Origin of the sequence: Curtobacterium poinsettiae (genome assembly GCF_025677645.1) — a bacterium.
GTDB lineage: Bacteria > Actinomycetota > Actinomycetes > Actinomycetales > Microbacteriaceae > Curtobacterium > Curtobacterium poinsettiae_A.
This window is the reverse complement of record NZ_CP106879.1, coordinates 3,379,072-3,400,472: the sequence shown is the minus strand read 5'-3', so window position 1 is coordinate 3,400,472 and position 21,401 is coordinate 3,379,072. Positions and strand designations below refer to the sequence as shown.

15 protein-coding genes and 1 tRNA gene are annotated in these 21,401 nt (G+C 72.1%); 9 read left to right on the top strand and 7 right to left on the bottom strand.

Going from position 1 to position 21,401, the window contains the following annotated elements:
* Positions 1 to 106: 106 nt before the first annotated feature.
* Genes OE229_RS16200 through OE229_RS16190 form a run of 3 tightly spaced genes read left to right on the top strand, consistent with a single transcriptional unit; the run spans position 107 to position 4,799 of the window.
* Complete coding sequence (locus OE229_RS16200) at positions 107 to 1,111, top strand: AAA family ATPase (protein ID WP_262140059.1); 1,005 nt, start codon at positions 107 to 109, stop codon at positions 1,109 to 1,111.
* Positions 1,111 to 2,442 carry a DUF58 domain-containing protein gene (locus OE229_RS16195; RefSeq protein WP_262138882.1) on the top strand — a complete coding sequence of 444 codons (1,332 nt, stop codon included), beginning with the start codon at positions 1,111 to 1,113 and terminating at the stop codon, positions 2,440 to 2,442. The genes OE229_RS16200 and OE229_RS16195 overlap by 1 nt, the downstream gene beginning before the upstream one ends.
* Positions 2,439 to 4,799 carry a transglutaminase family protein gene (locus tag OE229_RS16190; protein ID WP_262138880.1) on the top strand — a complete coding sequence of 787 codons (2,361 nt, stop codon included), beginning with the start codon at positions 2,439 to 2,441 and terminating at the stop codon, positions 4,797 to 4,799. Before OE229_RS16195 ends, OE229_RS16190 begins: the two co-directional genes overlap by 4 nt.
* Before the next feature lie 179 nt (positions 4,800 to 4,978).
* Here OE229_RS16190 and OE229_RS16185 read toward each other — a convergent pair whose 3' ends face one another.
* Positions 4,979 to 5,581: a TetR/AcrR family transcriptional regulator gene (locus tag OE229_RS16185; RefSeq protein ID WP_182064795.1), complete on the bottom strand. Its 603-nt coding sequence runs from the start codon at positions 5,579 to 5,581 to the stop codon at positions 4,979 to 4,981.
* A 247-nt stretch (positions 5,582 to 5,828) separates the two neighbouring features.
* Positions 5,829 to 6,590 (bottom strand): trimeric intracellular cation channel family protein, encoded by a 762-nt coding sequence (locus OE229_RS16180; RefSeq protein ID WP_111038270.1) that lies wholly within the window; start codon positions 6,588 to 6,590, stop codon positions 5,829 to 5,831.
* Positions 6,591 to 6,659: 69 nt separating this feature from the next.
* On the opposite strand from OE229_RS16180, the gene efeU reads away from it, so the two are divergent.
* From efeU to efeB, 3 genes are read left to right on the top strand one after another with little or no spacing between them, the layout of a single operon-like run.
* Positions 6,660 to 8,270 (top strand): iron uptake transporter permease EfeU, encoded by a 1,611-nt coding sequence (gene efeU, locus OE229_RS16175; protein ID WP_262138879.1) that lies wholly within the window; start codon positions 6,660 to 6,662, stop codon positions 8,268 to 8,270.
* Positions 8,257 to 9,480, top strand: a complete 1,224-nt coding sequence (efeO, locus tag OE229_RS16170; RefSeq protein ID WP_262138878.1) for an iron uptake system protein EfeO — start codon at positions 8,257 to 8,259, stop codon at positions 9,478 to 9,480. Before efeU ends, efeO begins: the two co-directional genes overlap by 14 nt.
* Positions 9,477 to 10,781, top strand: a complete 1,305-nt coding sequence (gene efeB / locus OE229_RS16165) for an iron uptake transporter deferrochelatase/peroxidase subunit (RefSeq protein WP_262138876.1) — start codon at positions 9,477 to 9,479, stop codon at positions 10,779 to 10,781. The genes efeO and efeB overlap by 4 nt, the downstream gene beginning before the upstream one ends.
* 320 nt (positions 10,782 to 11,101) lie before the next feature.
* Here the strand turns inward: efeB and OE229_RS16160 are convergent, their stop codons facing one another.
* From OE229_RS16160 to OE229_RS16145, 4 genes are all read right to left on the bottom strand, one after another.
* Positions 11,102 to 13,486 carry a bifunctional metallophosphatase/5'-nucleotidase gene (locus OE229_RS16160; protein ID WP_263344742.1) on the bottom strand — a complete coding sequence of 795 codons (2,385 nt, stop codon included), beginning with the start codon at positions 13,484 to 13,486 and terminating at the stop codon, positions 11,102 to 11,104.
* Between the two features lie 102 nt (positions 13,487 to 13,588).
* The gene (locus tag OE229_RS16155) at positions 13,589 to 15,403 is read right to left on the bottom strand and encodes a thiamine pyrophosphate-requiring protein (RefSeq protein ID WP_111109936.1); all 1,815 of its coding nucleotides are present in this window, start codon (positions 15,401 to 15,403) and stop codon (positions 13,589 to 13,591) included.
* A 134-nt stretch (positions 15,404 to 15,537) separates the two neighbouring features.
* The gene (locus OE229_RS16150) at positions 15,538 to 16,464 is read right to left on the bottom strand and encodes a sugar phosphate isomerase/epimerase family protein (protein ID WP_262138872.1); all 927 of its coding nucleotides are present in this window, start codon (positions 16,462 to 16,464) and stop codon (positions 15,538 to 15,540) included.
* Positions 16,461 to 17,618, bottom strand: a complete 1,158-nt coding sequence (locus tag OE229_RS16145; RefSeq protein WP_182064789.1) for a Gfo/Idh/MocA family protein — start codon at positions 17,616 to 17,618, stop codon at positions 16,461 to 16,463. The genes OE229_RS16150 and OE229_RS16145 overlap by 4 nt, the downstream gene beginning before the upstream one ends.
* Positions 17,619 to 17,694: 76 nt before the next feature.
* On the opposite strand from OE229_RS16145, the gene OE229_RS16140 reads away from it, so the two are divergent.
* The 3 genes from OE229_RS16140 (at position 17,695) to OE229_RS16130 (ending at position 20,115) form a co-directional block, all read left to right on the top strand.
* Positions 17,695 to 19,116 carry a glucose-6-phosphate dehydrogenase gene (locus tag OE229_RS16140; protein ID WP_263344740.1) on the top strand — a complete coding sequence of 474 codons (1,422 nt, stop codon included), beginning with the start codon at positions 17,695 to 17,697 and terminating at the stop codon, positions 19,114 to 19,116.
* A 29-nt stretch (positions 19,117 to 19,145) separates the two neighbouring features.
* Positions 19,146 to 19,931 (top strand): dienelactone hydrolase family protein, encoded by a 786-nt coding sequence (locus OE229_RS16135; protein WP_071246870.1) that lies wholly within the window; start codon positions 19,146 to 19,148, stop codon positions 19,929 to 19,931.
* A gap of 111 nt (positions 19,932 to 20,042) precedes the next feature.
* A tRNA-Arg gene (locus OE229_RS16130) sits at positions 20,043 to 20,115 on the top strand.
* A gap of 78 nt (positions 20,116 to 20,193) precedes the next feature.
* Here the strand turns inward: OE229_RS16130 and OE229_RS16125 are convergent.
* Complete coding sequence (locus OE229_RS16125) at positions 20,194 to 21,360, bottom strand: N(5)-(carboxyethyl)ornithine synthase (RefSeq protein ID WP_262138869.1); 1,167 nt, start codon at positions 21,358 to 21,360, stop codon at positions 20,194 to 20,196.
* Positions 21,361 to 21,401 lie beyond the last annotated feature (41 nt).

Sequence of the window (21,401 nt, the reverse complement as noted above, 5' to 3'; positions counted from 1 at the left end):
CACCACACGCGGATCGGCCACCGGTGCGCGGAACGACCAGTCCGTGCACCCGTACCGGGTGCTGTCACCGGCCCGATGTAGCATGCACGACACCTGTCCCGTGACGATGGAGCCCTGCGTGCCGGAGCCGACCGACCCCGTCTTCCCGCTCGAACACGTGCGGGCGGTGGGCGACGACATCGTGGCCTCCGTCGCCACGGTGATCGACGGCAAGGCGGAAGCCATCCGCACCGCCCTGACGGTGATGCTCGCCGAGGGGCACCTGCTGGTCGAGGACGTCCCCGGCGTCGGCAAGACCGTGCTCGCCAAGGCGCTCGGCGCCTCGGTCGGCGGGTCGGTGAACCGCATCCAGTTCACCTCGGACATGCTGCCGTCCGACGTCACGGGCGTGAACATCTTCGACCAGTCGTCCGGCACCTTCCGGTTCTCGCCCGGCCCGGTGTTCGCGAACGTGGTCATCGGCGACGAGATCAACCGCACCAGCCCGAAGACCCAGTCGGCCCTGCTCGAGGCGATGGCGGAGTCGCAGGTCACCGTCGACGGTGTCACGCGCCCGCTCGACCGGCCGTTCATGATCGTCGCGACGCAGAACCCGATCGACATGGAGGGCACGTACCCGCTGCCCGAGGCGCAGCGGGACCGCTTCATGGCGCGCATCGCGATGGGCTACCCGAGCGTCGACGCCGAACGGCAGATGCTCGCGAACCGCGGCGGCAGCGACCCGCTGGCGCGCCTGCGGCCGATCGTCGACGTCAGCACGCTGCGGGCGATCATCGAGACCGTCGCCGGGGTGCACATCGCACCCGACGTCGAGGCGTACATCATCGCGATCGTCCGGTCGACGCGCACCCACCCCGACCTCGTGCTCGGTGCGAGCCCCCGCGCGACGCTGCACCTCGCGCAGGCAGCCCGTGCGCACGCCGCACTGCTCGGCCGCGCGTTCGTCACCCCCGACGACGTCGCGACGCTCGCCCCGATCGTGCTCGCGCACCGGCTCGTGCCGGTCGCCCGTGGGCTCGGCGGCACCGGCGAGGACACCGTGCGCGAGATCGTCGTCCGCATCGTCTCCGACACCGCCATCCCGTTCACGGCCACCCCCGTCCGCTCCTGATGGCCGGTCCATCGGCACCGCCGTCGCTGCTGCGACGCGTCGGTGCCGCGCGGTCCACGGCGGCTCGGTTCGGCCGCCGCGGGTTGTCGTTGGCACGCCGGACACCGTTCCCGCGTCCGACGATCCGGGGCTGGACGGTCATCGCCGTCGGCATCGGCCTGGTCGGCGGCGGCCTGGTCGGCACCACGAGCGTCGCCGTCACGGCCGGCCTGCTGCTGCTCGTGCTGGTCGTGCTGGGCATCGTGATGGCGTTCGTCGTCGCCACCCCGCTCCGCGGGAGCCGCAGCACCGCTCGGGCGATCGTCCAGGTGGGGGAGGTCTACCGGGAACGCATCACCCTGGGCAGCACCAGTCTGCGGATCGGCCCGCGGGCGACGCTGCTCGTGCGCGAACAGCTCGAGGACGCCTTCGCCAGCCTTGCCGAGGCGGAGACCTACGCCGAGGTCGGGCCGAACCGGCCGCCGGCCGTGCTCGACGTCGAGGCGCTCGCGATGCACCGTGGTCGAACCCTGGTCGGTCCGGTGACGATCCGGGTGGAGGACCCGTTCGGTCTGCTCCGCATCGACCGTCCGGTCGTCCCTGTCGAAGAGGTCGTCGTCGTCCCGGCCTCGGCACCCCTCGGGGCGATCGATGCCGGCGCGCTCGCCGGTGCGGTCTCGGCCGACGAGGGCCGGGTCGGACAGGGTGGTTCCGCCGACGACAGCGAACTCCGTCCGTACCGACCGGGGGACCCGATCCGCCGGGTGCACTGGGCCCAGAGCGCCCGGCGCGGGGAACTCCACGTCCGCCAGACCACCCAGGCCCAGCCGCCCGAGGCCGTGATCGCCCTCGACGTCCGGCGCGAGTCCTACCAGCGGCTCGGTCGGGAGGACCTCGCCGAGCTCTCCGACCTGGGCGGCGACCAGGCCTTCGAGCACGCCGTCGTGGTGGCCGCCAGTGTCGCCCGCGCGCTCGCCGCCCGGACCTCCCGTGTCGTGCTCGTGTTCGACGGCCCCGAAGGCGCGACCCGGCACGCGGGCGACGTCGGCGGGCTGACCGACGTGCTCGTCGGGCTCGCCGACGTCCGGCTCCGTTCCGACGCGCGACAGGTGACCGACGTCCTGCCCGAGGTCCGCGGCCGCGACGTGCACGGCATGACCGCCGTCGTGACGGGTACCTGCACCGCGGAGGAAGCCGCCGAGCTCGTCAGCGCGACCAGCGGTTCGAGCCGCGGCATCCTGGCGACGATCGTGCCGCCGGACCCGGCCGTGCGGGGCATCCTCGACCGCGGCGGCTGGCGGACCCTCGTGGTGCCGGTCGTCGGCGCGACGCCGTCCGGAGTCGCCCGGTGACCGGGGTGCGCGCACCGGCGCGTGGTCGTGCCGACGTGCGCGAGATCCTCGACCGGGACGACGACCTGCGTGACGTCCCGAGCGCCTGGGTCGTGGCCCTCGCGCCGGTGCCCGTGCTCCTCGCCGCGCTCGCCATCCGACCGCTCGTGCAGGGCATCGCCTGGTGGGCATCGGGCGTCGTCGTGGTCGCCGTGCTCGTCGCCGTGATGCTCGCGGTGCGCCGGCAGACGCCCGGCATCCGCTTCGTCGTCCTGGTCGGCACGGTCATCGCCTGCTCGTGCGCCGCCGCCCTGGTCAACGACATCCAACCGCTCGGGTGGCTCGACGCCGACGGGGCCCTCGGGGAGACGCTCGCCGCGATCCGCCTGAACCCCGCACCACTGCCGCAGACCGACGCGATCCGGCTCGTGGTCACCGCGTCGATCGGCTGGGTGGCGGCCGTCTCGCTGTTCCTCGCCGCCATCGCGCGGATCCCGTCGCTCGCCGCTGCCCCGGCCCTCGTCATCCTGATCGTGCCGGGTGTCATCACCGGGCAGCCCGCCGGCACCCCGCTCGTCATCACCACGGCGGTGGCGTTCCTCGCCCTGCTCTGGCTGTCCGTCCGCCCGGTGCAGCGCGCGCTGCCGGCCGCGGTCGTCGGGGCGATCGGACTCGTCGTGGCCATCGGGCTGCCGACGATCGTGCCGCTCAACGCCAGCTGGTTGTCCGGCGTGACCGGTGCGATCCAGTCGCCGATCCAGCCCGGACGGCCCGGCACCCTGCTCGAACTCGGCAACGACCTGCGCCGTCCGAGCGAGCTCGAGGTGTTCCGGTACCGCTCGTCGGACGGGCAGCCCGAGTACCTCAAGCTCGCAGACCTGGACGAGTTCGGCACGGGGGACTGGGTGCCGACCGTGACGAACGCGGCCGAGGCCGACACCGCCGACGAGCAGCAGTGGGCCGAGGGCGTCAACCCGCGCCTGGCGAGCCGCGGCGACGTGACGGTCCGGATCACCGGGCTGTCCAGCACCTACCTGCCCGTGCCGTCGGGAGCGGTGTCGATCGAGTCGCAGTCCACCAACCTCGACCTGTCGCAGTGGCGGTGGATGGGGAACTCGAGCACCGTCCGATCGACGGGTGCCGCGACGGCCCGCGGTGCGATGTACGAGGTCTACGGAGCCTCGACGTTCGCCAACGACTACCTCGACGCGGTCGCCGCCTCGGGGGTGCTCGCCCGCTCCGACGGCCGTGGCTTCCGGGAGCCCAGCCGCCAGCAGCTGCGCACCGACCTCGCCCTGCCCGACGACCTGCCCGCCAACATCTCGTCCACCGCGACCCGCGTCGCCGCAGCCGCGACCGACGACTACGGGCGGGCGCGGGCACTCGAGCAGTGGTTCCGCAGCGACCTGTTCACGTACTCCGAGACGGCCCCCGTGGAGCAGGGCTACGACGGCGACAGCATGGACGTCGTCTCGACGTTCCTGCGGGTCCGCGACGGGTACTGCGTGCACTTCTCGTCCGCGATGGCCGTGATGGCCCGCACCCTCGGCATCCCCTCGCGCATCGCGGTCGGGTACCGGGCCGGGTCGCCGCAGCCCGACGGCGAGTACGCGGTGTCGAACCGGCAGCTGCACTCCTGGCCCGAGCTGTACATCCAGGGCGCCGGGTGGGTCGCCTTCGAGCCGACGCCCGACTCCGACGAGGCCGCGCCGTCCGAGGAGCCCTCGGCGTCGCCGACCGCGGCGGCACCGGAGACCCCGCTGCCGGCGCCCGAGCAGACCACCCCGGCGGAGGAATCCGCGTCACCGACCCCGTCGGCGTCCGCGGTTCCAGGTGCCACGGGTGCATCCGGCACCGGCGGTGGTGGCGGACCGGTCGGGCTGCTCGTGGGCCTGCTGCTCGTGCTCGCGGTCCTCGTCGCCCCGGGCCTCGTCCGTGCTGTTCGCCGCCGGTCGAGACTGGCGGCGATCGCCGCCGGACGGTCGCCCGCCGTGCAGGCGTGGCGGGAGCTGCTCGACGACGTCGCCGACCACGGGTACGCCCCGGGCCTCGCGCCGCCGGGTGATGCCGCCGCCGTGGCCCGGACCGCCCGGGCCGTGCTCGGACGCCTGCGTCCCGGGTTGCCGGAGTCGGTCGTACCGCACCTGGAGGCCACGGTCGACGCGGTCGACCGCGAACGCTTCGCCGCCGACGGGGCTGCATCGGTGGACACTCCGGCGCTGGAGCGGCACGTCCGCGACGCTCGGGAGGCTCTCGACGCCTCGGTCCCCACGGTGCGCGTCGTGCGGTCGCGCCTGCTGCCGCCGAGCCTGCTGCCGTCGTCCGCCTGGTCCCACGACGGGCCGAAGCCCCGCCGTCGGGATCGCCGCACGGCCTGACCCGGGCGCGTGCGCACCGTGCGAGCCTCGCACCGTGCGAGGGGTGCGCCGAGTGGTGCGAGGTTCCGTACTCCGTGCGACCGGCGCGGCCTCGCACGGACTACGGAACTCCGCACCGTTCGAGCGGGGCGCCGTGGCCACCTCGCACGGTGCGAGGGCCCGCCCGCCGCACGCGCGCGTCAGCGCCGGCGGATGACCGCCTCGACCAGCGTCGCGATGAGCTCGCCCGGATCGACCCCGGGCAGCGCCGGCGCGTCGAACACCAGGCCGACGTTCGCCCCGATGAGCACGGTCGCGAACTCCTCCGGGGTCATGCCGACGTCGACCTCGGGGTGTGCACCGAGCCACAGCCGCACCAGCTCGAGCACCCCGTCCTGCAGGACCCGGCGCTGCCGGATGAACTCGGGCAGGAACTCCGGGTGGCGGACGGCGTACCCGCGGAACGCCGAGAGCAGCGCGAACTGCTCGCTCTGGTCGTGCTGCCCGAACGCGGCGCGCAGCACGTCCCCGACGTCGACGGCGGCGATGTCGGCGTGCACGAGCTCCTGCAGTGAGCCGAGGACCAGGTTCGTGGACCGTTGCATGACCTGCGCGAGCAGGTCCTCCTTGGACGAGAAGTTCGAGTAGACCGCACCCTTGCTGAACCCCGCGCGGGCGGCGACGTCGTCGAGCCGCGCGCCGTACACACCCTGTTCGGCGAAGACCGCGGCACCGGCGGCGAGCAGGCGTTCCCGGACCTCGGCGCGCGGGATGCGCTGGGTGGGGGAGGCGTCGTCGCTCATCGGTTGCTGCTCCGACCTGTGGTGGTGGTCGTCGGGGAGAGCATCGTGGTGGAGACCTGCCGCGCCGCGCGTCTGATCCCGCGCGGCATCAGCGAAGCCCCCATCCCCACGTCTGCTCGGAACCGGCGCGTTCGGGTCGCGTCGGTGCTGTGCGGACAGCGTTCACCGGGATCATCCCCGGCAGAACTGCCAGGACGATACCCGGCGGTACTGATCGTACCGCCGCGGAGCCGCCGGGGACAGCCCCTCAGTCCTCGTGCTCTTCTCGGACACTGCCGGCACCGGTCCGACGGCCCGGACGCCGGAGCAACCGCAGGGCGTCCGGTCGCAGGCTCCGACCCCGCCGGAGCAGCGAACCGAGGGTCGACTTCGGCTGCCAGTCACGGCCGTTCGGCAGACCCCAGCCCCGACGGACCGCTCCCCAGCGGAGCCCGAGCGACAGCGTGATCGCGAGCAGGATGCCGAGCGACGGCGAACCGAGCGCCGAGGCGATCACCATCACGGCCGACGCCGCGACGGCCACGGTGGCGTACAGCGCGTTCCCCCCGAACACCGCCGGCACCCGCCGCAGCAGCAGGTCACGCATGGCTCCGCCGCCGACCGCGGTGATGGTCCCCATGATGATCGCGGCGGGCCAGTCGAGCCCGGCGTCGTAGGTCCGCTGCACGCCGACCACGGCCCAGAACCCGATCACGGCGGCGTCCAGCACGGTGAACAGCCGGTCCCAGGTGACCTCGGAGAACGACACGAGGAACGCGATGAGGGCTCCGGCGACGGCGACCGGCACGTACAGCGGGTCGACGAGCGCGACGGGTGGTCCGTTCTGCAGCAGGGTGTCGCGGAGCATCCCGCCGCCGAGTCCGGAGACGAACCCGACGACCAGGAACCCGAACAGGTCGAAGTCCATCGCGCGGGCGATGGAGCCGCCGAGCAGGGCGGACGCGAAGACCCCGGCGAGGTCGAGCACGTTCGTGACCGACGCCAGGCCGTCGACGGACAGCAGGTTCATGAGAACCATCAAACATCACGTCGCACGACTGGCGGGCCGTTCGGCGGTTAGGTTAGCCTCACCTTCGTCATGCTCGCCACCCTCGTCATCGGTCTTCGTGAAGGCCTCGAAGCCACGCTCATCGTCGGCATCATCGCCGCGTTCCTGCGTCGCAACCGCGTCCCGCTCGCCCCGATGTGGTCGGGCGTCGGGCTCGCGGTGCTGCTCAGCATCGCCGTCGGCTTCGGGCTGCAGGCCGTCGAGCAGGCGCTGCCGCAGACCCAGCAGGAGGGCATGGAGGCGGTCATCGGCATCGTCGCCGTCGTCTTCGTCACGGGCATGATCGTCTGGATGCGCACGCACGCGCGCACCCTGACCGCCGACCTCGAGGCCAGTGCGACCGCAGCGCTCGGCCGCGGCACCGCCTGGGCACTCGCCGGCATGGCGTTCCTCGCCGTCCTGAAGGAGGGCTTCGAGACCTCGGTGTTCCTCCTCGCCACGTTCCAGGCGTCGTCGGACACCGGCCTCGCCGCCCTCGGCGCCGTGATCGGCATCGCGGCCGCGGTCGTCGTCGGCTTCGGCATCTACACCGGTGGCGTCCGCCTCAACCTGTCGCGGTTCTTCACCGGCACCGGGGTCTTCCTGGTCTTCGTCGCGGGCGGCCTGGTGCTGACCGTCCTCCGGCGCGCGCACGAGGCCGGCTGGATCGTCATCGGCCAGCAGCGCACCGTCGACCTGTCGTGGCTCGCCCCGAACGGTTCGGTGCAGGGCGCCCTGGTCACCGGCGTGCTCGGCATCCCGCCGGACCCGCGGGTCATCGAGGTGCTCGGCTGGTTCCTCTACGTCGTCCCGGTGCTGGCCCTGACCCTCTGGCCGCGCGCCTGGCGTCCGTCGCCGGACCGCGTTCCCCGGGTGCGCGCGGTCGTCGCCGGTGCCCTCGCCGTCGCCGCAGCGGCCCTCGCGATCGCCGTGCCGACGGGCGGGGTCGACCTGCCCCGCACCACCGCGGTCAGCGGCGACGCCAGCTCCGTCTCCGCCAGCGTCGACGGTGCGTCCGGCGTCCTCCGCGTGGCCGGAACCGGAACCGGCCAGGAGGCCCGACTCAGCCTGCCGACGTCGGCCCACCGCCGCGTCACCCGCGCGGGCGTGGCCGCCGACCGGTGGCGCGTCGTGCAGAACGGTGTCAGTGAGCAGGGGAGCGGTGCCGACCGTCCGTCGACGCTGACGCTCGACGACCTCGTCACCCTGTTCGGTCGCCTGCCCGTCGGGGTCTCCCCGTCGACGAACCCCGGCCCCTTCGCGGCGCGCTGGGCCGTGCGCGACACGGTGACCCTGTGGACCGTCCGCGGTGGGGTCCTGGACGCGACCCGCGACGAACGCGAGGTGCTGACGTTGAGCGGTGGGGGCCTCCCGTCCGCGCGCACCACGACCCTGGACCGCACCGTCTGGTCCGTCCCCGACGCCCGCGTCGAGCGGTCGGCCGCCTCGGTGGCCGCAGCGGACTCGCGGTCAGCCGACCTGCTGCTCTGGAAGGCCTGGCTGCCGATCGCCCTCGGCGCCGCGGCCGCCGTGCAGGCGCTGCTCGCCCTGCGTGACCGCCGTCGCCGGCGACTCCCCACCGTCCCCACCCCCGAACCCGTCCCCGCTCGTGGCCCTCCGGCCGCGGACCCTGCAAGGAGCACCGACCATGTCCTTCGGTAAGCCCGTCCGACCCCTGATCACCCTCGGCGCCCTCGGCGCCGTCACCGCCCTCGCACTCACCGGGTGCGCCGGTGGCTCCGCCGAGGCAGGCGGCTCCGGCTCCGGCGACGCGAAGGTCTCCCGCGTCACCATCACGCTCACCAACGACGGGCAGGACGCCTGCGCGGTGTCCTCGACGAAGGTCCCCGCGGGTCCCGTCACCTTCACGGTGAAGAACGAGTCGTCGACCGCGATCACCGAGGTCGAGCTGCTGCAGGACCAGCGGATCCTCGGCGAGAAGGAGAACCTGGCGCCCGGCCTCGACGCCGTCCGCTTCACCGCCACGCTGACCGGTGGGGAGTACCAGGTGTACTGCCCCGGCGCCGAGACCGAGCTGACGGACTTCACCGTCACCGGCAAGGCGGCGTCGACCGCGAACAGCAGCGCTTCGACCCTGCTCCGCGAGGGGACGAAGGGCTACGCGACCTACGTCGACGGCCAGGTCACCGACATGGTCGCCGCGGTCGAGCAGATGCAGGAGCACATCGACGCCGGCGACCTCGACGCGGCGAAGACCGACTACGCGAACGCCCGTCCGTTCTACGAGCACGTCGAGAGCGACGTCGACGGCTTCGTCAAGAAGGGGTTCACGGCCACCGACAACGCCGGCAACCTCGACTACCTGATCGACATGCGCGCCTCGAACCTCGACCCCGCCGTCGGCTGGAGCGGGTTCCACGCCGTCGAGAAGGACCTGTTCCAGGCCGGGAAGATCACCGCGTCGACCAAGCAGACCGCCGCGGACCTGACCGAGGACGTGCAGCTGCTCGCGAAGCTCGTGCCGACCCTGGACTACAAGCCGGAGGACCTGGCGAACGGTGCCGCCGGCCTGCTCGAAGAGGTGCAGTCGAACAAGATCACCGGCGAGGAAGAGGCGTACAGCCACATCGACCTCGTCGACCTCGCCGCCAACGTCGAGGGCGCTCGTCAGGCCTTCGCGTACCTCAAGCCGGGGCTGACCAAGCTCGATCCGACCCTGACGAAGCAGATCGCCAAGCAGTTCGACGCCACGAACACGCTGATGGACGGCTACCGCGACGCCGACGACCTGGGCGGCTTCGCCACGTGGGACGCCGCCACCAAGAAGTCCGACGCGAACACGATCTCGCAGCAGATCCAGGCGCTCCAGGACCCGCTGTCCCGCCTGGCCGAGAAGGTCGCGACCGCGTGACCGAGCCGGACGAGGCACCTCGGGCGGGCGACGCACCGCGGGCGAACGTCTCCCGCCGTGGTCTGTTCGGCGCCGGCCTGGCCGTGGCCGGTGCCGGGGTCGGCGCGGCTGCGGGCATCGGCGGCGCCACCGCGGCGACCGGCGTGAACCCGTTCACGGCGGCGACGAACGGCGACGAGTCGATCGACCTGTCGCAGAGCCAGCCGTTCTACGCCACCGCGGCACGGCAGCCGCAGGGCGGGATCCGCACCACCCCGCAGCGGTACTGCGTCTACATGACGTTCGACCTGTCGACGACCGTCACGACCGAGCTGCAGGTGCTCCTCGCCCGCTGGTCGGCCGCGATCGCCCAGCTGCAGGCCGGCAAGACCGTCGGCAGCGTCGAACCGGCGCACGGCAACGGGGTCGGCGCCGACACCGGCGAGGCGCTCGACCTCGGGCCGGCGTCCCTGACCGTCACGGTGGGCCTGGGACCGGGCGTCTTCGACGAGCGCTTCGGGCTGGCCGACCGCCGTCCGGCCGCGCTCGCCGACATCCCGACGCTGCCGAGCGACAACCTGCAGGCGGGCCTGACCGGCGGGGACCTGTCCCTGCAGGCCTGCGCCGACGACCCCCAGGTGGCGTACCACGCGGTGCGCGACCTGGCCCGGATGGCCCGCGGCACGGCGACCGTCCGCTGGACCGTGCTCGGCTTCGGCCGGGCATCGGCGGGGCCGCACCAGAGCACGCCCCGCAACCTGATGGGGTTCAAGGACGGCACCCGGAACATCACGACCGACGCCGACCACGACCGGTTCGTCTGGCTCGACCGCGACGCCGGGTGGATGGCCGGCGGCAGCTACCAGGTGGTGCGGAAGATCCGGATGAACATCGAGACCTGGGACGCCGACGTCGTCAGCGACCAGCAGCGGGTGTTCGGACGGACGAAGATCCAGGGCGCGCCGCTCTCCGGCGGACAGGAGCACACCACCCCGGACTTCCACGCGAAGGACGACGACGGTGCGACGAAGATCGACCCGACGTCGCACATCGCCCTCGCCGCGCACGAGGCGAACGGCGGCGTGAAGATCCTGCGCCGGCCGTACAACTACACCGACGGGCTCAACGAGTACGGCCAGCTCGACGCCGGGCTGCTGTTCATCGCCTACGTGAACGACCCGGACCACTTCACGCGGCTGCAGCGGAAGCTCGGCGCCTCGGACCGGCTGAACGAGTACGTCTCGCACATCGGCTCCGCGGTGTTCGCCGTGCCGCCGGCACCGCGCAAGGGGTCGTACATCGGCGAGCAGCTGTTCCGCTGAGATGCGTCGCTGACTCCAGGAGTGGGCGCCCTCCGCCGTTTCCCTGGAGGCGGAGGACGCCCGCGTCGCGGAGTCTCGCCGAACGGAACCACCGTCGACTTGCTGAAAGCGACCCGGCACGACGCGTCGCGGTGCGACAACCCCGAGAGTACCCCGCGGATCCGCGGATCCGCAGTGATCGACCGGGATGGGACAGCAACCGTGACCACCGGGTCGCGCGACGCGTGCGCCGGACGTGCTCCGGGCCTCCTGACCGATGCGGACGGGCCGCCTCACCAGGGTGAGACAGCCCGTCCGCGTGTGTGCCCGCAGGCGCGAGGTCAGTCCGTCAGGACCGTCGCGGCACGTCGTGCGCGGTTGCGGCGGAGGACCACGAGTGCCGTGATCCCGGCGAGCAGGAGCAGGCCGGCCGCGATCGCCGGAGCGGTCAGGTCCGCACCCGTGTAGGCGAGGTCGCCACCGGCGCGCGGGTCGTCGTCGGTCCCGCCGACGCCACCGATGCCGGCGTCGTCACCGTCACCCGTGCCCGGCCCGGGGACGACCCCGCCGCCCGGGTTCGGGGTCGGCGTCGGCGTCGGGTCGACCGGGTCCGTCGGGTCGGTCGGGTCCGTGGGGTCCGTCGGGTCCACCGCTGCGGCGACCGGGATCGTCACGGCGAGGGTGACGGTCTGGCCACCCGGCAGGGTGACGACGAGCGGAGCGTCCGTCGTGGCGACCGGCTCAGCCACCGCGGCGAGCGAGACGGAGCCGGCGGTGCGGGCGGCAGCGCGTGCCGCCGGGGCCTCGATCTCGGGGACCGTGACGGTCAGGGTCGCGCGACCCTGCTCGTCGTTCTTGTCGGTGATCGTCGGGTCGATCGCCGACGATGCGAGCTCCTTGCCGTCCGCGGTGACCGAGACGGAGCCGGCCTCCGCCGGGTCCTCGCTGCTGAACACGAGCGACGACAGGTCGAGCTCGATCTCGTCACCGGGCTGGAAGCCACCGGCCGGGGTCGGCGTGACCGTGACGCCGACGGCGCGCTGGTCGACCGGGGGCGTGACCTTCGGGTTGGCGAGGAAGTAGTCCACCTGGGCCTGCAGGTCGACCTGGCCGGAGTCGGCGACGTTCGTGCCGGTCGCGAAGGCGGCGAAGTTGTCGCCACCGGTCGACAGGAACGAGTTGACGGTCACCTTGAGGGTGTCGGTCAGCGCGATCGCCTTGCCGTCGAGGGTCATCGCGGTGATGCGCTCGCCGCGGCCCTTCGACGGGTCGTAGGTGTACGCGAAACCGTCCGAGACGCCGAGCTTCAGGAACGGACGCTCGAGGCCGTCCGGCTGCCACTGCTGCTCGAGGGCGTTCTTGATCTGCTGGCCGGTCATGTCCTTCGTCACCAGGGTGTTGGCGAACGGCTGGACGAGCGCGGCCTCCTTGTAGGTGACGGTGCCGTCCGGGTCGCCGGCGCCGCTGGACGCGTAGACCATGTCGGTGCGGAGACCGCCCGGGTTCATGAAGGCGACCTGCGAGCCGTTCCGCTCGGTGGCGCTGCGCTGGACCTCGGCGATGTAATTGCCCAGGACGGACTCGCCGCCGCGGTTCTCGGCCTTGCGGTCGGACTGCACGGCGCGACGCAGGTCACCCGTGATCTTGCCGAGCTTCTCGCCACCCTTGACGTCGGCGACGGCCTTCGCGGCGGTCACGATGTCGCTCACGGCGTTGACCGAGGTGGTGTCGGCGGGGACACGCTTGTCCTCGTTGACGGAGGTGACCGAGGACGTGATGCCGGTGAGCTGCTTGTCGGCGTCCACGGTGAGCTGCAGGTGTCCGAGGTTCACCCCGTAGGACCCGGCCTGGATCACCGGACGCTTCGTGCCGTCGGGGCCGGCGATGGAGTGGTTGTACGTCGCGTGGGTGTGCGCCGACACGATTGCCGAGACCTTCGACGAGACGCCCGAGGTGATCTTGCCGAACGCGCCGGTGCCGGTGGCGTCGGTGAGCGCACTCGTGGTGGCGCCCTCGTGCACGAGCAGGACGAGCACGTCGGCCTCGCCGTTGTCGTCCTTGCCGTCGGTGAGCTGCTCGGCGTACCGGTTGACCTGGCTGACGATCGGGGCCATCGCGAGGCCCTCGACCCCGCCGGGGCTGACGAGCCCGGGGATGAGGTCCTCGGTGGTGGCACCGATGAAGCCGACCTTGACGCCGCCCTTCTCCACGATGGAGTACGGCGTGAACGCGGGATCGGTGGTGCCGGCCTTGACGATGTTCGCCGAGACGTACGGCCAGTCGGCGCGGTCCTCGATGCGGCCGGTCAGGTCGTCCTGGCCCTTGTCGAGCTCGTGGTTGCCGATCGCGCTGACGTCGAGGTCCATGGCGTTCAGGGCGTCGATCGTGGGGGAGTCCTGCTGGATGAGCGAGGTGAAGGTCGAGGCGCCCACGTTGTCGCCGACGCTGGCGAAGATCGTGTTCGGGTTGGCCTCGCGGTACGACTGCACGACGCCGGCGAGCTTCGCGGCGCCGGCGGCCTTGTCGGCGGCGGTGCCCTCGGACTCGATGCGACCGTGGAAGTCGTTGACGTCGATGATGTCGATCGTCGTGTCGCCCTCGGCGGCGACGGCTGCGGACGGGACGGACAGTGCGACCAGGACCCCGGCGGTGGCGAGGGCCGCGCCGGCGCCGAGGCGTCGTCGGGTCGTCGCACCGGCGGTTCCGGTGGTGTGGGAAGTGTTCATCGCCGTCGAACCTACGAAGACGCACAGGCGACCCGCCAGACCCCGTCGCAAGTCGTCACATGACGTTCACACGGCCGTCCCCCTGGGCCCGCCCGACCTGGTTCAGTCGCGGCCGAGCGCCCCCTTCACCCGCTCGGTGACCTCGGTCGCCATCGCCTTGGCGGAGTCCTTCACGACGTCGAACTCGACCGGGTCACCCTTCAGCAGGCTCTTCGCCGTGTTGATCGCGTACTCCTTCGTGATGTGCGGGGGCAGCGGCGGGACGCTCCGGCTGACGTACGCGTCGATCAGGGTGACCCCCTGGTGCGCGAAGGCCCGCTCGACCGCCGCCTCGACCTCGGAGTCCTCGTGCACCGCGATGCCCTGGAACCCGAGCAGCGTCGCGTACCCGGCGTAGTCGATCGACTCGACGTCCTGCGAGCCGCGCCACATCGGGTTGCCGTCCTCGGTGCGCATCTCCCACGACACCTGGCCGAGGTCGTCGTTGTGCATGACCACGATGACGAGCTGCTGGTTCGGCCAGGCCGCCAGGTACTTCTTCACGGTGATCAGCTCGTTCATGCCGAGCATCTGGAAGGCCCCGTCGCCGATCGTGCACACCGCCGGGCGGTCCGGGAACGCGAACTTCGCCGTCACCGCGTACGGCATGGCTGCGAGCATCGTCGCGAGGCGGCCGGACATGTCGCCGCGCATGCCCTCGCGCAGCCGGATGTGGTGGCCGTACCAGTCGGCCGTCGTGCCGGCGTCGGCGGTGACCGTGACGCCGTCGGGCAGCCGGTCGTTCACGGCCTGGATCACCCGGCGCGGGTTCACGCCGTCGTCGTAGGCGACCTCGGACTGCGCACGCATCTCCGACTCCCACTCGCGCATCTCGTCGGCGACGGTCTGCTGGAAGGACCTGTCGGTCTTCTGCTCGAGCAGCGGGAGCACCGCGTCGAGCGTCGAGCCGACATCGCCCCACAGGTTCAGCTCGGTCGGGTACCGCAGGCCGAGCTGCTCCGGCTTGATGTCGACCTGGATGCCCCGGGCCTGCCCCGTCTTCGGCATGTACTCGCCGTACGGGTAGTTCGTGCCGAGCAGCACGAGGGTGTCGCAGTCGCGGATCTGGTGCAGCGACGGCAGCGACCCGAGCAGCCCGAGCTGCTGCGAGTGGTACGGCACGTCGGACGGGATCACGTCCTTGCCGCGGAGTGCCGTGATGATCCCCGCACCCGCCTTCTCGGCGGCGGCGAGCACCTGGGCCGTCGCACCGCGCGCACCCGCACCGACCAGGAACGTCACCTTCGACCCGGCGTTGATGATCTCCGCCATCTTCCGGACCTCGTCGGCGGGCGGCGTGATCCGGGTGGACGCGGGGACGTCGCTCGACCGCGAGGCCCAGTGCTCCAGCGGCGGCGCGTCGTACGCCATCGCCTGCACGTCGTGGGGCAGCACGACGACGGCCGGCTGCTTGCGGAGCGATGCCGTGCGGAACGCGGTGTCGAGCACCACGCCGACGGCCTCGGGCGTGGCCACCGTCTGCACGTAGCAGGCGACGTCGGCGAACACGCGCTCCAGGTTCGACTCCTGCTGCGTGAACGATCCCATCGCCGCGAGCCCCTGCTGGCCGACGATCGCCACCACCGGCTGGTTGTCCATCTGCGCGTCGTACAGCCCGTTCAGCAGGTGGAAGGCACCGGGACTCGACGTCGCGACGCAGACCCCGACCTCGCCGGTGAACTTCGCGTGCGCGGTCGCCATCAGCGCCGCGATCTCCTCGTGCGTGGGGCGGACGTACTCCAGGCCGTCGCCCGTCGACGCCGCCTTGCCGAGCGCGCCGTCGAAGGCGCCGATCCCGTCGCCGGGGTACCCGAACACGCGGGAGACCCCCCACGCCTTGATGCGGTCGATGACGAAGTCGCTCACGGTCGTGCTCATGGCACCAGCGTGCGCGGGCGCGCACGGGTCCGTTCACAGGCACCGGACTGGAGGCGCGGATCACGTGACCGACGTCGGTCACGTGATCCGGGCCTCCAGACCAGGGCCATGTGCTCGTTGCCGGTGGGTGCTCGCTACTGCTCCTGCGCGATCAGCGGACGGAGCGTGCGGTGCGCGATGCGCAGCCCCTCGAGCACCCTGTCGTCGGTGCCGCCCCAGAGCGGGTCCTCGTGCTCGACGCTCAGCGTGCCGTCGAAGCCCGCCTCGTAGAGGCGGTCGACGACGCGCGGCCAGTCCACGACACCGCGACCCGGCACGCGGAACCGCCACCAGCCCATGTCCCACGGGTCGTCGGCCTTGTCGACCTTGCCGAAGAACCCGTACTCGTTGCGCTTCCTGGGGAACAGTTCGAGGTCCTTCGCCTGGGCGTGCACGATGTGCTCGGCGAACGGCAGGATCGTCTCGACCGGGTCGATGCCGATCCACGTCAGGTGCGACGGGTCCCAGTTCAGCCCGAAGCCCAGATCCGTCACCCAGCCCCAGAGCTCGGGGGAGTACGCGATGTTGCCGGGGTACCCGTCCGGGTGCCAGCCCTCCATCACGCAGTTCTCGATGACGAGCCGCACACCGCGCTCGCCGGCGTAGTCGACGAGCTCGGGCAGGACCCGGTTCCCCTCGGCCATGTTCTCGCGGACGGACTTCGTGGTGTCGCGCCCGATGAAGGTGCCGACGTACGGGATGCCGAGTGTCTGCGCCGTGTCGATCGCGTGCTTCAGGTGGGTCCGCACCGCCGCCCGGTGCTCCGGGTCCTGGTGCAGGTTGTTCTCGTAGTACGCGAGCGCGGAGATCTCGAGGCCGGTGCGGTCGAGCAGGGCGCGGGTGGCCAGGGCGTCCTCGTCGGTGAAGGTGGCGACCGGCAGGTGCGCCGCTTCGAAGTCGCGGCCGCCGGTGCCCGGCCAGACGGCGACCTCGAGCCGCTCGTAGCCCTGCTGCTGGGCGAACCCGGCAATCCGGTCGAGCGACCAGCCGGGCAGGCAGGCGGTCAGCATGCCGAGCTTCACCGGATCTCCCGCCAGGTCGTCTCGGCCGCGCTGCCGATCACGGCCTCGATGATGTCGGCGGAGCGGGCGCCGTCCGCGAACGTCGGCAGCCCGTCGGGGACCACCCCGGTGCGGACCGCGGTGTAGGTGTCGGCGACGAACGCCGCGAAGGCGTCGAGGTACCCCTGCGGGTGCCCGGCCGGCACGATCGCCAGCCGGCGCTGGTCCGGGTACCCCTGCGACGGGTCGCGGACCACGATCTGCGCGCCGCGCTCGTTGCCGAACCACGCCGACTCGGGCTGCTCCTGGTCGAACGCCGCGCTGCCGCGGGTGCCGTCGACCTCGAACCACAGGCGGTTCTTGCGGCCCGATGCTACCTGCGAGATCACGACGTTCCCGATGCGGCCCGTGGCGGTGCGGAAGGTGGCGACGGCGGTGTCCTCGGTGGTGACCTCGGCACGCTCGGCCGCGTCGGCCACCGGGTCCGGGTCGGGGGAGCCGGAGAACGACGGACCGGACGCCGCCGGCCGCGTCGGGTAGACGATGTCGGTCGCGGCGGACACCGAGGCGAAGCGCTCGCCCGTGACGAACTCGACCAGGTCGCACCAGTGCGAGCCGATGTCGGCGAACGCGCGGGACAGCCCGCTCGAGGTCGGGTCGACCCGCCAGCTCGAGGCGTCCTCGTCGAGCATCCAGTCCTGCAGGTAGTGGCCGTGCACCGCGAGCAGCCGGCCGAGCTCCCCGTCGGCGATGCGCGCCCGGATCTCGCGGACCATCGGGTGGTACCGGTACACGAACGGCACGGTGGCCACGACACCGGCCTCGGCTGCGGCGGCGACGAGCTCGGCGGCCTGCGCGGGGTCGATCGCCAGGGGCTTCTCGCACACCACGTTGATGCCGGCCGCGATCACTGCGAGCGCCTGCGGGTGGTGCTGGTCGTTCGGGGTGCAGATGTGCACGACGTCGGGGGCGTCGGCGATGACCTCGTCGAGGGAGGCGTAACCACGGGGCAGGTCGAGCTGCGCCGCCACCTGCTCGGAGCGGGCGGCGTTCCGACCGAGCACACCGAGGACCTCGGCACCGGAGGCCCGGGCCGCCCGGGCGTGGACGCCGGCGATCATGCCCGTCCCGACCACGGCGACACGGAGGCGTCGCCCTTCGTACCCACTGCTCATGGTGCTCCCTCGCGCCGGAATGACACCACCGTAGCGGCCCGGTCATCCACCGGGGCCGATGAGTACCGTCTGCAGCATGTCGAGCCTCCAGACCAGCCTGCTCATCCTCGGAGCCAGCGGCGACCTGTCCAAGCGCCTGCTCCTGCCCGGCCTCGCGACCCTGCTCCAGGTGAAGGACGACTGGGACGTCCAGCTCGTCGGGGCCGGTGTCGAGGACCTGTCCGACGCCGATTGGAAGGCGCAGGTACGCGAGTCCTTCGAGAACGCGCAGGCGTCGAAGAACGAGGAGGACGAGGGCGCCTCCGGTGACACGGCGCTGCCGGAGCGACTGCAGGCCGTGGTCGACGCCTCGACCTACCGGAAGGCCGACGTCACCGACCCGGACGACCTGCGCGCACTGCTCGCCGCGTGCGAGCACGACCCCGCGATCTACTTCGCGCTGCCCCCGGCGGTCACCGAGAAGAGCTGTGAGCAGCTCGCGCACCTCGACCTGCCCGCCGGCACCCGGCTGGCGCTCGAGAAGCCGTTCGGCACCGACGCCGGCAGCGCCTCGCACCTCAACGACCTGCTGCACTCGTTCATCCCCGAGGAGCGCATCCACCGCGTCGACCACTTCCTCGGCCGCTCCACCGTGCTCAACCTGCTCGGACTGCGCTTCGCCAACCGCATCATCGAGCCGCTGCTGTCGTCGCAGCACGTCGAGCGCGTCGACATCGTCTACGACGAGACCCTCGGGCTCGAGGGCCGGGCGCGCTACTACGACAAGGCCGGGGCGCTCACCGACATGATCCAGAGCCACCTGCTGCAGGTGATGGCCGTCGTCGCCATGGAGGCCCCCGCCTCGATCAAGGCCGACGACCTGCGCACCCAGAAGGAGCTCGTGCTGCGGGCCGTCCGGCCGTGGGGCGGCAACGTCGTCGCCGCGGGCAAGCGCGCCCGGTACACCGCCGGCACCGTCGGCGACCGCGAGCTGCCGTCGTACGTCGACGAGGACGGCGTGGACCCGTCGCTCGGCACCGAGACCCTCGCCCAGCTCACCCTGGAGATCGCGAACTGGCGCTGGGCCGGCGTCCCGTTCACCCTGCGGTCCGGCAAGGCGCTCGCCGCACAGCGCCGCGAGATCGTCATCACGTTCAAGGACTCCCCGCACGTGCCCGAGGGGCTCACCGGCACCGAGCTGCCGGACCGGCTGCGCATCTGGATCGCCCCGGACGAGATGCAGCTCGAGCTCAACGTCAACGGCGCCGGTGACCCGTACACGATCGACCACACGAGCCTCGAGGTGACCTTCAACCCTGGGCGCCTGAGTGCCTACGGCGAGGTGCTGGCCGGCGTGCTCGAGGGCGACGCCACGCTGTCGGTGCGCGGTGACAGCGCCGTGCAGGGCTGGAAGGTCGTCGGGCCGTTCCTCGACGCGTGGAAGGCCGGTGAAGCGCCCCTCGACGAGTACGCCGCCGGATCCGTCGGCCCCGACGGCTGGGACAACATCGAGGCCTGAGCCCGAGCGGCGGCGTAGCGTCGGGCGACGTGAACACCACCGACGACGTCCTGCAGACCGTTCCCGAACCCGCCGGCGCCGACATCCGTGTCGACGACGTCCCCTACGACCACGAGGGCACCGAACTGCTCGGTGTGCTCGCGAAGGACGCCGCAATCGCGGGCCGTCGTCCGGCCGTCCTCGTCGTGCACGACTGGCACGGCGTGAACGAGCACGTCGAGGCACGGGTGACGATGCTCGCCAGGCTCGGCTACGTCGCGTTCGGCGCGGACATCTACGGAGCCGGCGTCCGGCCCGGTGACGACACCGCGGCCCAGGTCGCCGGCGGTTTCTACCAGGACCTGCCCCTGCTGCGCGCCCGCGCCACTGCCGGGCTCGAGCGACTGCTCGCCGACCCGGACGTCGACCCCGCCCGCGTCGTGGTGATGGGCTACTGCTTCGGTGGCTCGACCGCACTCGAACTCGCACGGACCGGGGCCGACCTGGTCGGTGCCGTGGCGTTCCACGGCGGCCTCATCGCGCACGACCCCTCGGACGCCGCGGACATCCGGGCGAAGCTGCTCGTCCTCACCGGGGGCGCCGACCCCGTCGTGCCGGACGAGGCCGTGCACGCGTGGCAGGACGAGATGCGAGCGGCGCCGGACGTCGACTGGCAGGTCGTGACGTACTCGGGCGCGATGCACGCGTTCGCCGTACCCGGCACCGACGCCCCGGACCACGGCGCGCAGTACCAGGAGCGTGCCGATCGCCGGTCGTGGCAGGCACTCCGGGTGTTCCTGGCCGAGGTGTTCGACGAGGAGCCCGCGGCGCTGTGACGGTGCGGCCGTCGGAGACCGTTCGCGACACGCCGAGCACGGGGGCCGGAGGGCCTCGATTGGCGCCCGGGCCGCACCTGTTGTAGAGTCTTCCACGGCCGCAAAGGCCACGCGCTCGTAGCTCAATGGATAGAGCATCTGACTACGGATCAGAAGGTTGGGGGTTCGAGTCCCTTCGAGCGCACAGGCAAGCAGAACGACGAAGGGCCCCGGTGGATTCCACCGGGGCCCTTCTTCGTTCCGGCGTTCCGGCCGGCGTGGGTCAGTCCGCGGCGCGGTGCGGGTACTCCGCGGAGCGGCTCTGGAACGCGAGGATCGCCGGGTTGCGGATGCGCCCGTCCTCGATCTCGATCGCCCGACGGATCGTCTCCGATCCCGCCCAGGCTCCGCTGCCGGACATCACCGTCCGCAGGAACGGCAGCAGCGCCTCGCTGATCTCCCAGGTCGACGAGTTCCAGAGCAGCGAGGGGCTGTGGTCGACGGCGTAGTAGTTGGTCGTGTCGCCGACGGTGGTCAACGGTTCTGCGAAGGACGTCGGGCGTGCCCAGCTGAAGCCCATGCCCTCGTCGATGGACACGTCGACGATGAGGCTCCCCGGACGGAACGCGCTCAAGTCCTCGACGTCCAGGAACACGAGGGGTGCGTTCGGGTCCTGGAGCGTGCAGTTCACGACGATGTCGTTCTCGGCCAGGTACGGCGCCAGCGGCACCGGCCCGTCGGGGGTCGTGACCACCAGCTCGGACGGTGACGCGTCGTCGGGTCCGAAGCGCAGGATGTCGACGGACGGGATGGGTGACCCCACCGCCGCAACGTCCCGGTTCGTCAGGACACGGACGTCGTGGACGCCGTGGGCGTTCAGCGCCGTCACCGCCCCGCGGGCGGTGGCACCGAACCCGAGGACGACCGCGGTGAGCCGTCGCCCGTAGTCGCCCGTCGACCCGCAGAGCTGCAGCGCGTGGATCACCGAGCAGTAGCCGGCGAGCTCGTTGTTCTTGTGGAACACGTGCAGGCTGAAACCACCGTCGTCACGCCAGTGGTTCATCACCTCCCACGCGATCAGTGTCAGGCGCTTGTCCACCGCGAGCTGCGTGAGCTCACGGTCCTGCACGCAGTGCGGCCACCCCCACAGGGTCTGACCGTCCCGCAGGTCCGCCAGGTCGGCGGCCAGGGGCTTGGGCAGCAGGACGACATCGGCCGTCGCGATCACCTCTTCGCGATCGGCCATCGCGCCGACGAGGGGCTCGAGCTGCTCGTCGGGGACGCCGAAGCGTCTGCCGTACCCGCGTTCGAGCGTCATCGCCGCTCGCAGGTCGGGGTCGATGCGCTCGAGGTGCGCGGGGTGGATCGGCAGGCGACGCTCGTCGGCCTTCCGGGAGTCGGCGAGCACCCCGAGGTGGAGCAACTGGTGCGCTGGCGCTGTTTCGGTCATGGTGCACTGTACGGTGCGGCCCGACCACGGGCGCACCGGAC

Coding starts and splice junctions, on each gene's coding strand:
- OE229_RS16160 (WP_263344742.1), bottom strand. CDS start 13,486: ATGAACACTTCCCACACCACCGGAACCGCCGGTGCGACGACCCGACGA.
- OE229_RS16195 (WP_262138882.1), top strand. CDS start 1,111: ATGGCCGGTCCATCGGCACCGCCGTCGCTGCTGCGACGCGTCGGTGCC.
- OE229_RS16125 (WP_262138869.1), bottom strand. CDS start 21,360: ATGACCGAAACAGCGCCAGCGCACCAGTTGCTCCACCTCGGGGTGCTC.
- efeO (WP_262138878.1), top strand. CDS start 8,257: ATGTCCTTCGGTAAGCCCGTCCGACCCCTGATCACCCTCGGCGCCCTC.
- OE229_RS16145 (WP_182064789.1), bottom strand. CDS start 17,618: ATGAGCAGTGGGTACGAAGGGCGACGCCTCCGTGTCGCCGTGGTCGGG.
- efeU (WP_262138879.1), top strand. CDS start 6,660: ATGCTCGCCACCCTCGTCATCGGTCTTCGTGAAGGCCTCGAAGCCACG.
- OE229_RS16155 (WP_111109936.1), bottom strand. CDS start 15,403: ATGAGCACGACCGTGAGCGACTTCGTCATCGACCGCATCAAGGCGTGG.
- OE229_RS16140 (WP_263344740.1), top strand. CDS start 17,695: ATGTCGAGCCTCCAGACCAGCCTGCTCATCCTCGGAGCCAGCGGCGAC.
- OE229_RS16200 (WP_262140059.1), top strand. CDS start 107: ATGGAGCCCTGCGTGCCGGAGCCGACCGACCCCGTCTTCCCGCTCGAA.
- OE229_RS16185 (WP_182064795.1), bottom strand. CDS start 5,581: ATGAGCGACGACGCCTCCCCCACCCAGCGCATCCCGCGCGCCGAGGTC.
- OE229_RS16180 (WP_111038270.1), bottom strand. CDS start 6,590: ATGAACCTGCTGTCCGTCGACGGCCTGGCGTCGGTCACGAACGTGCTC.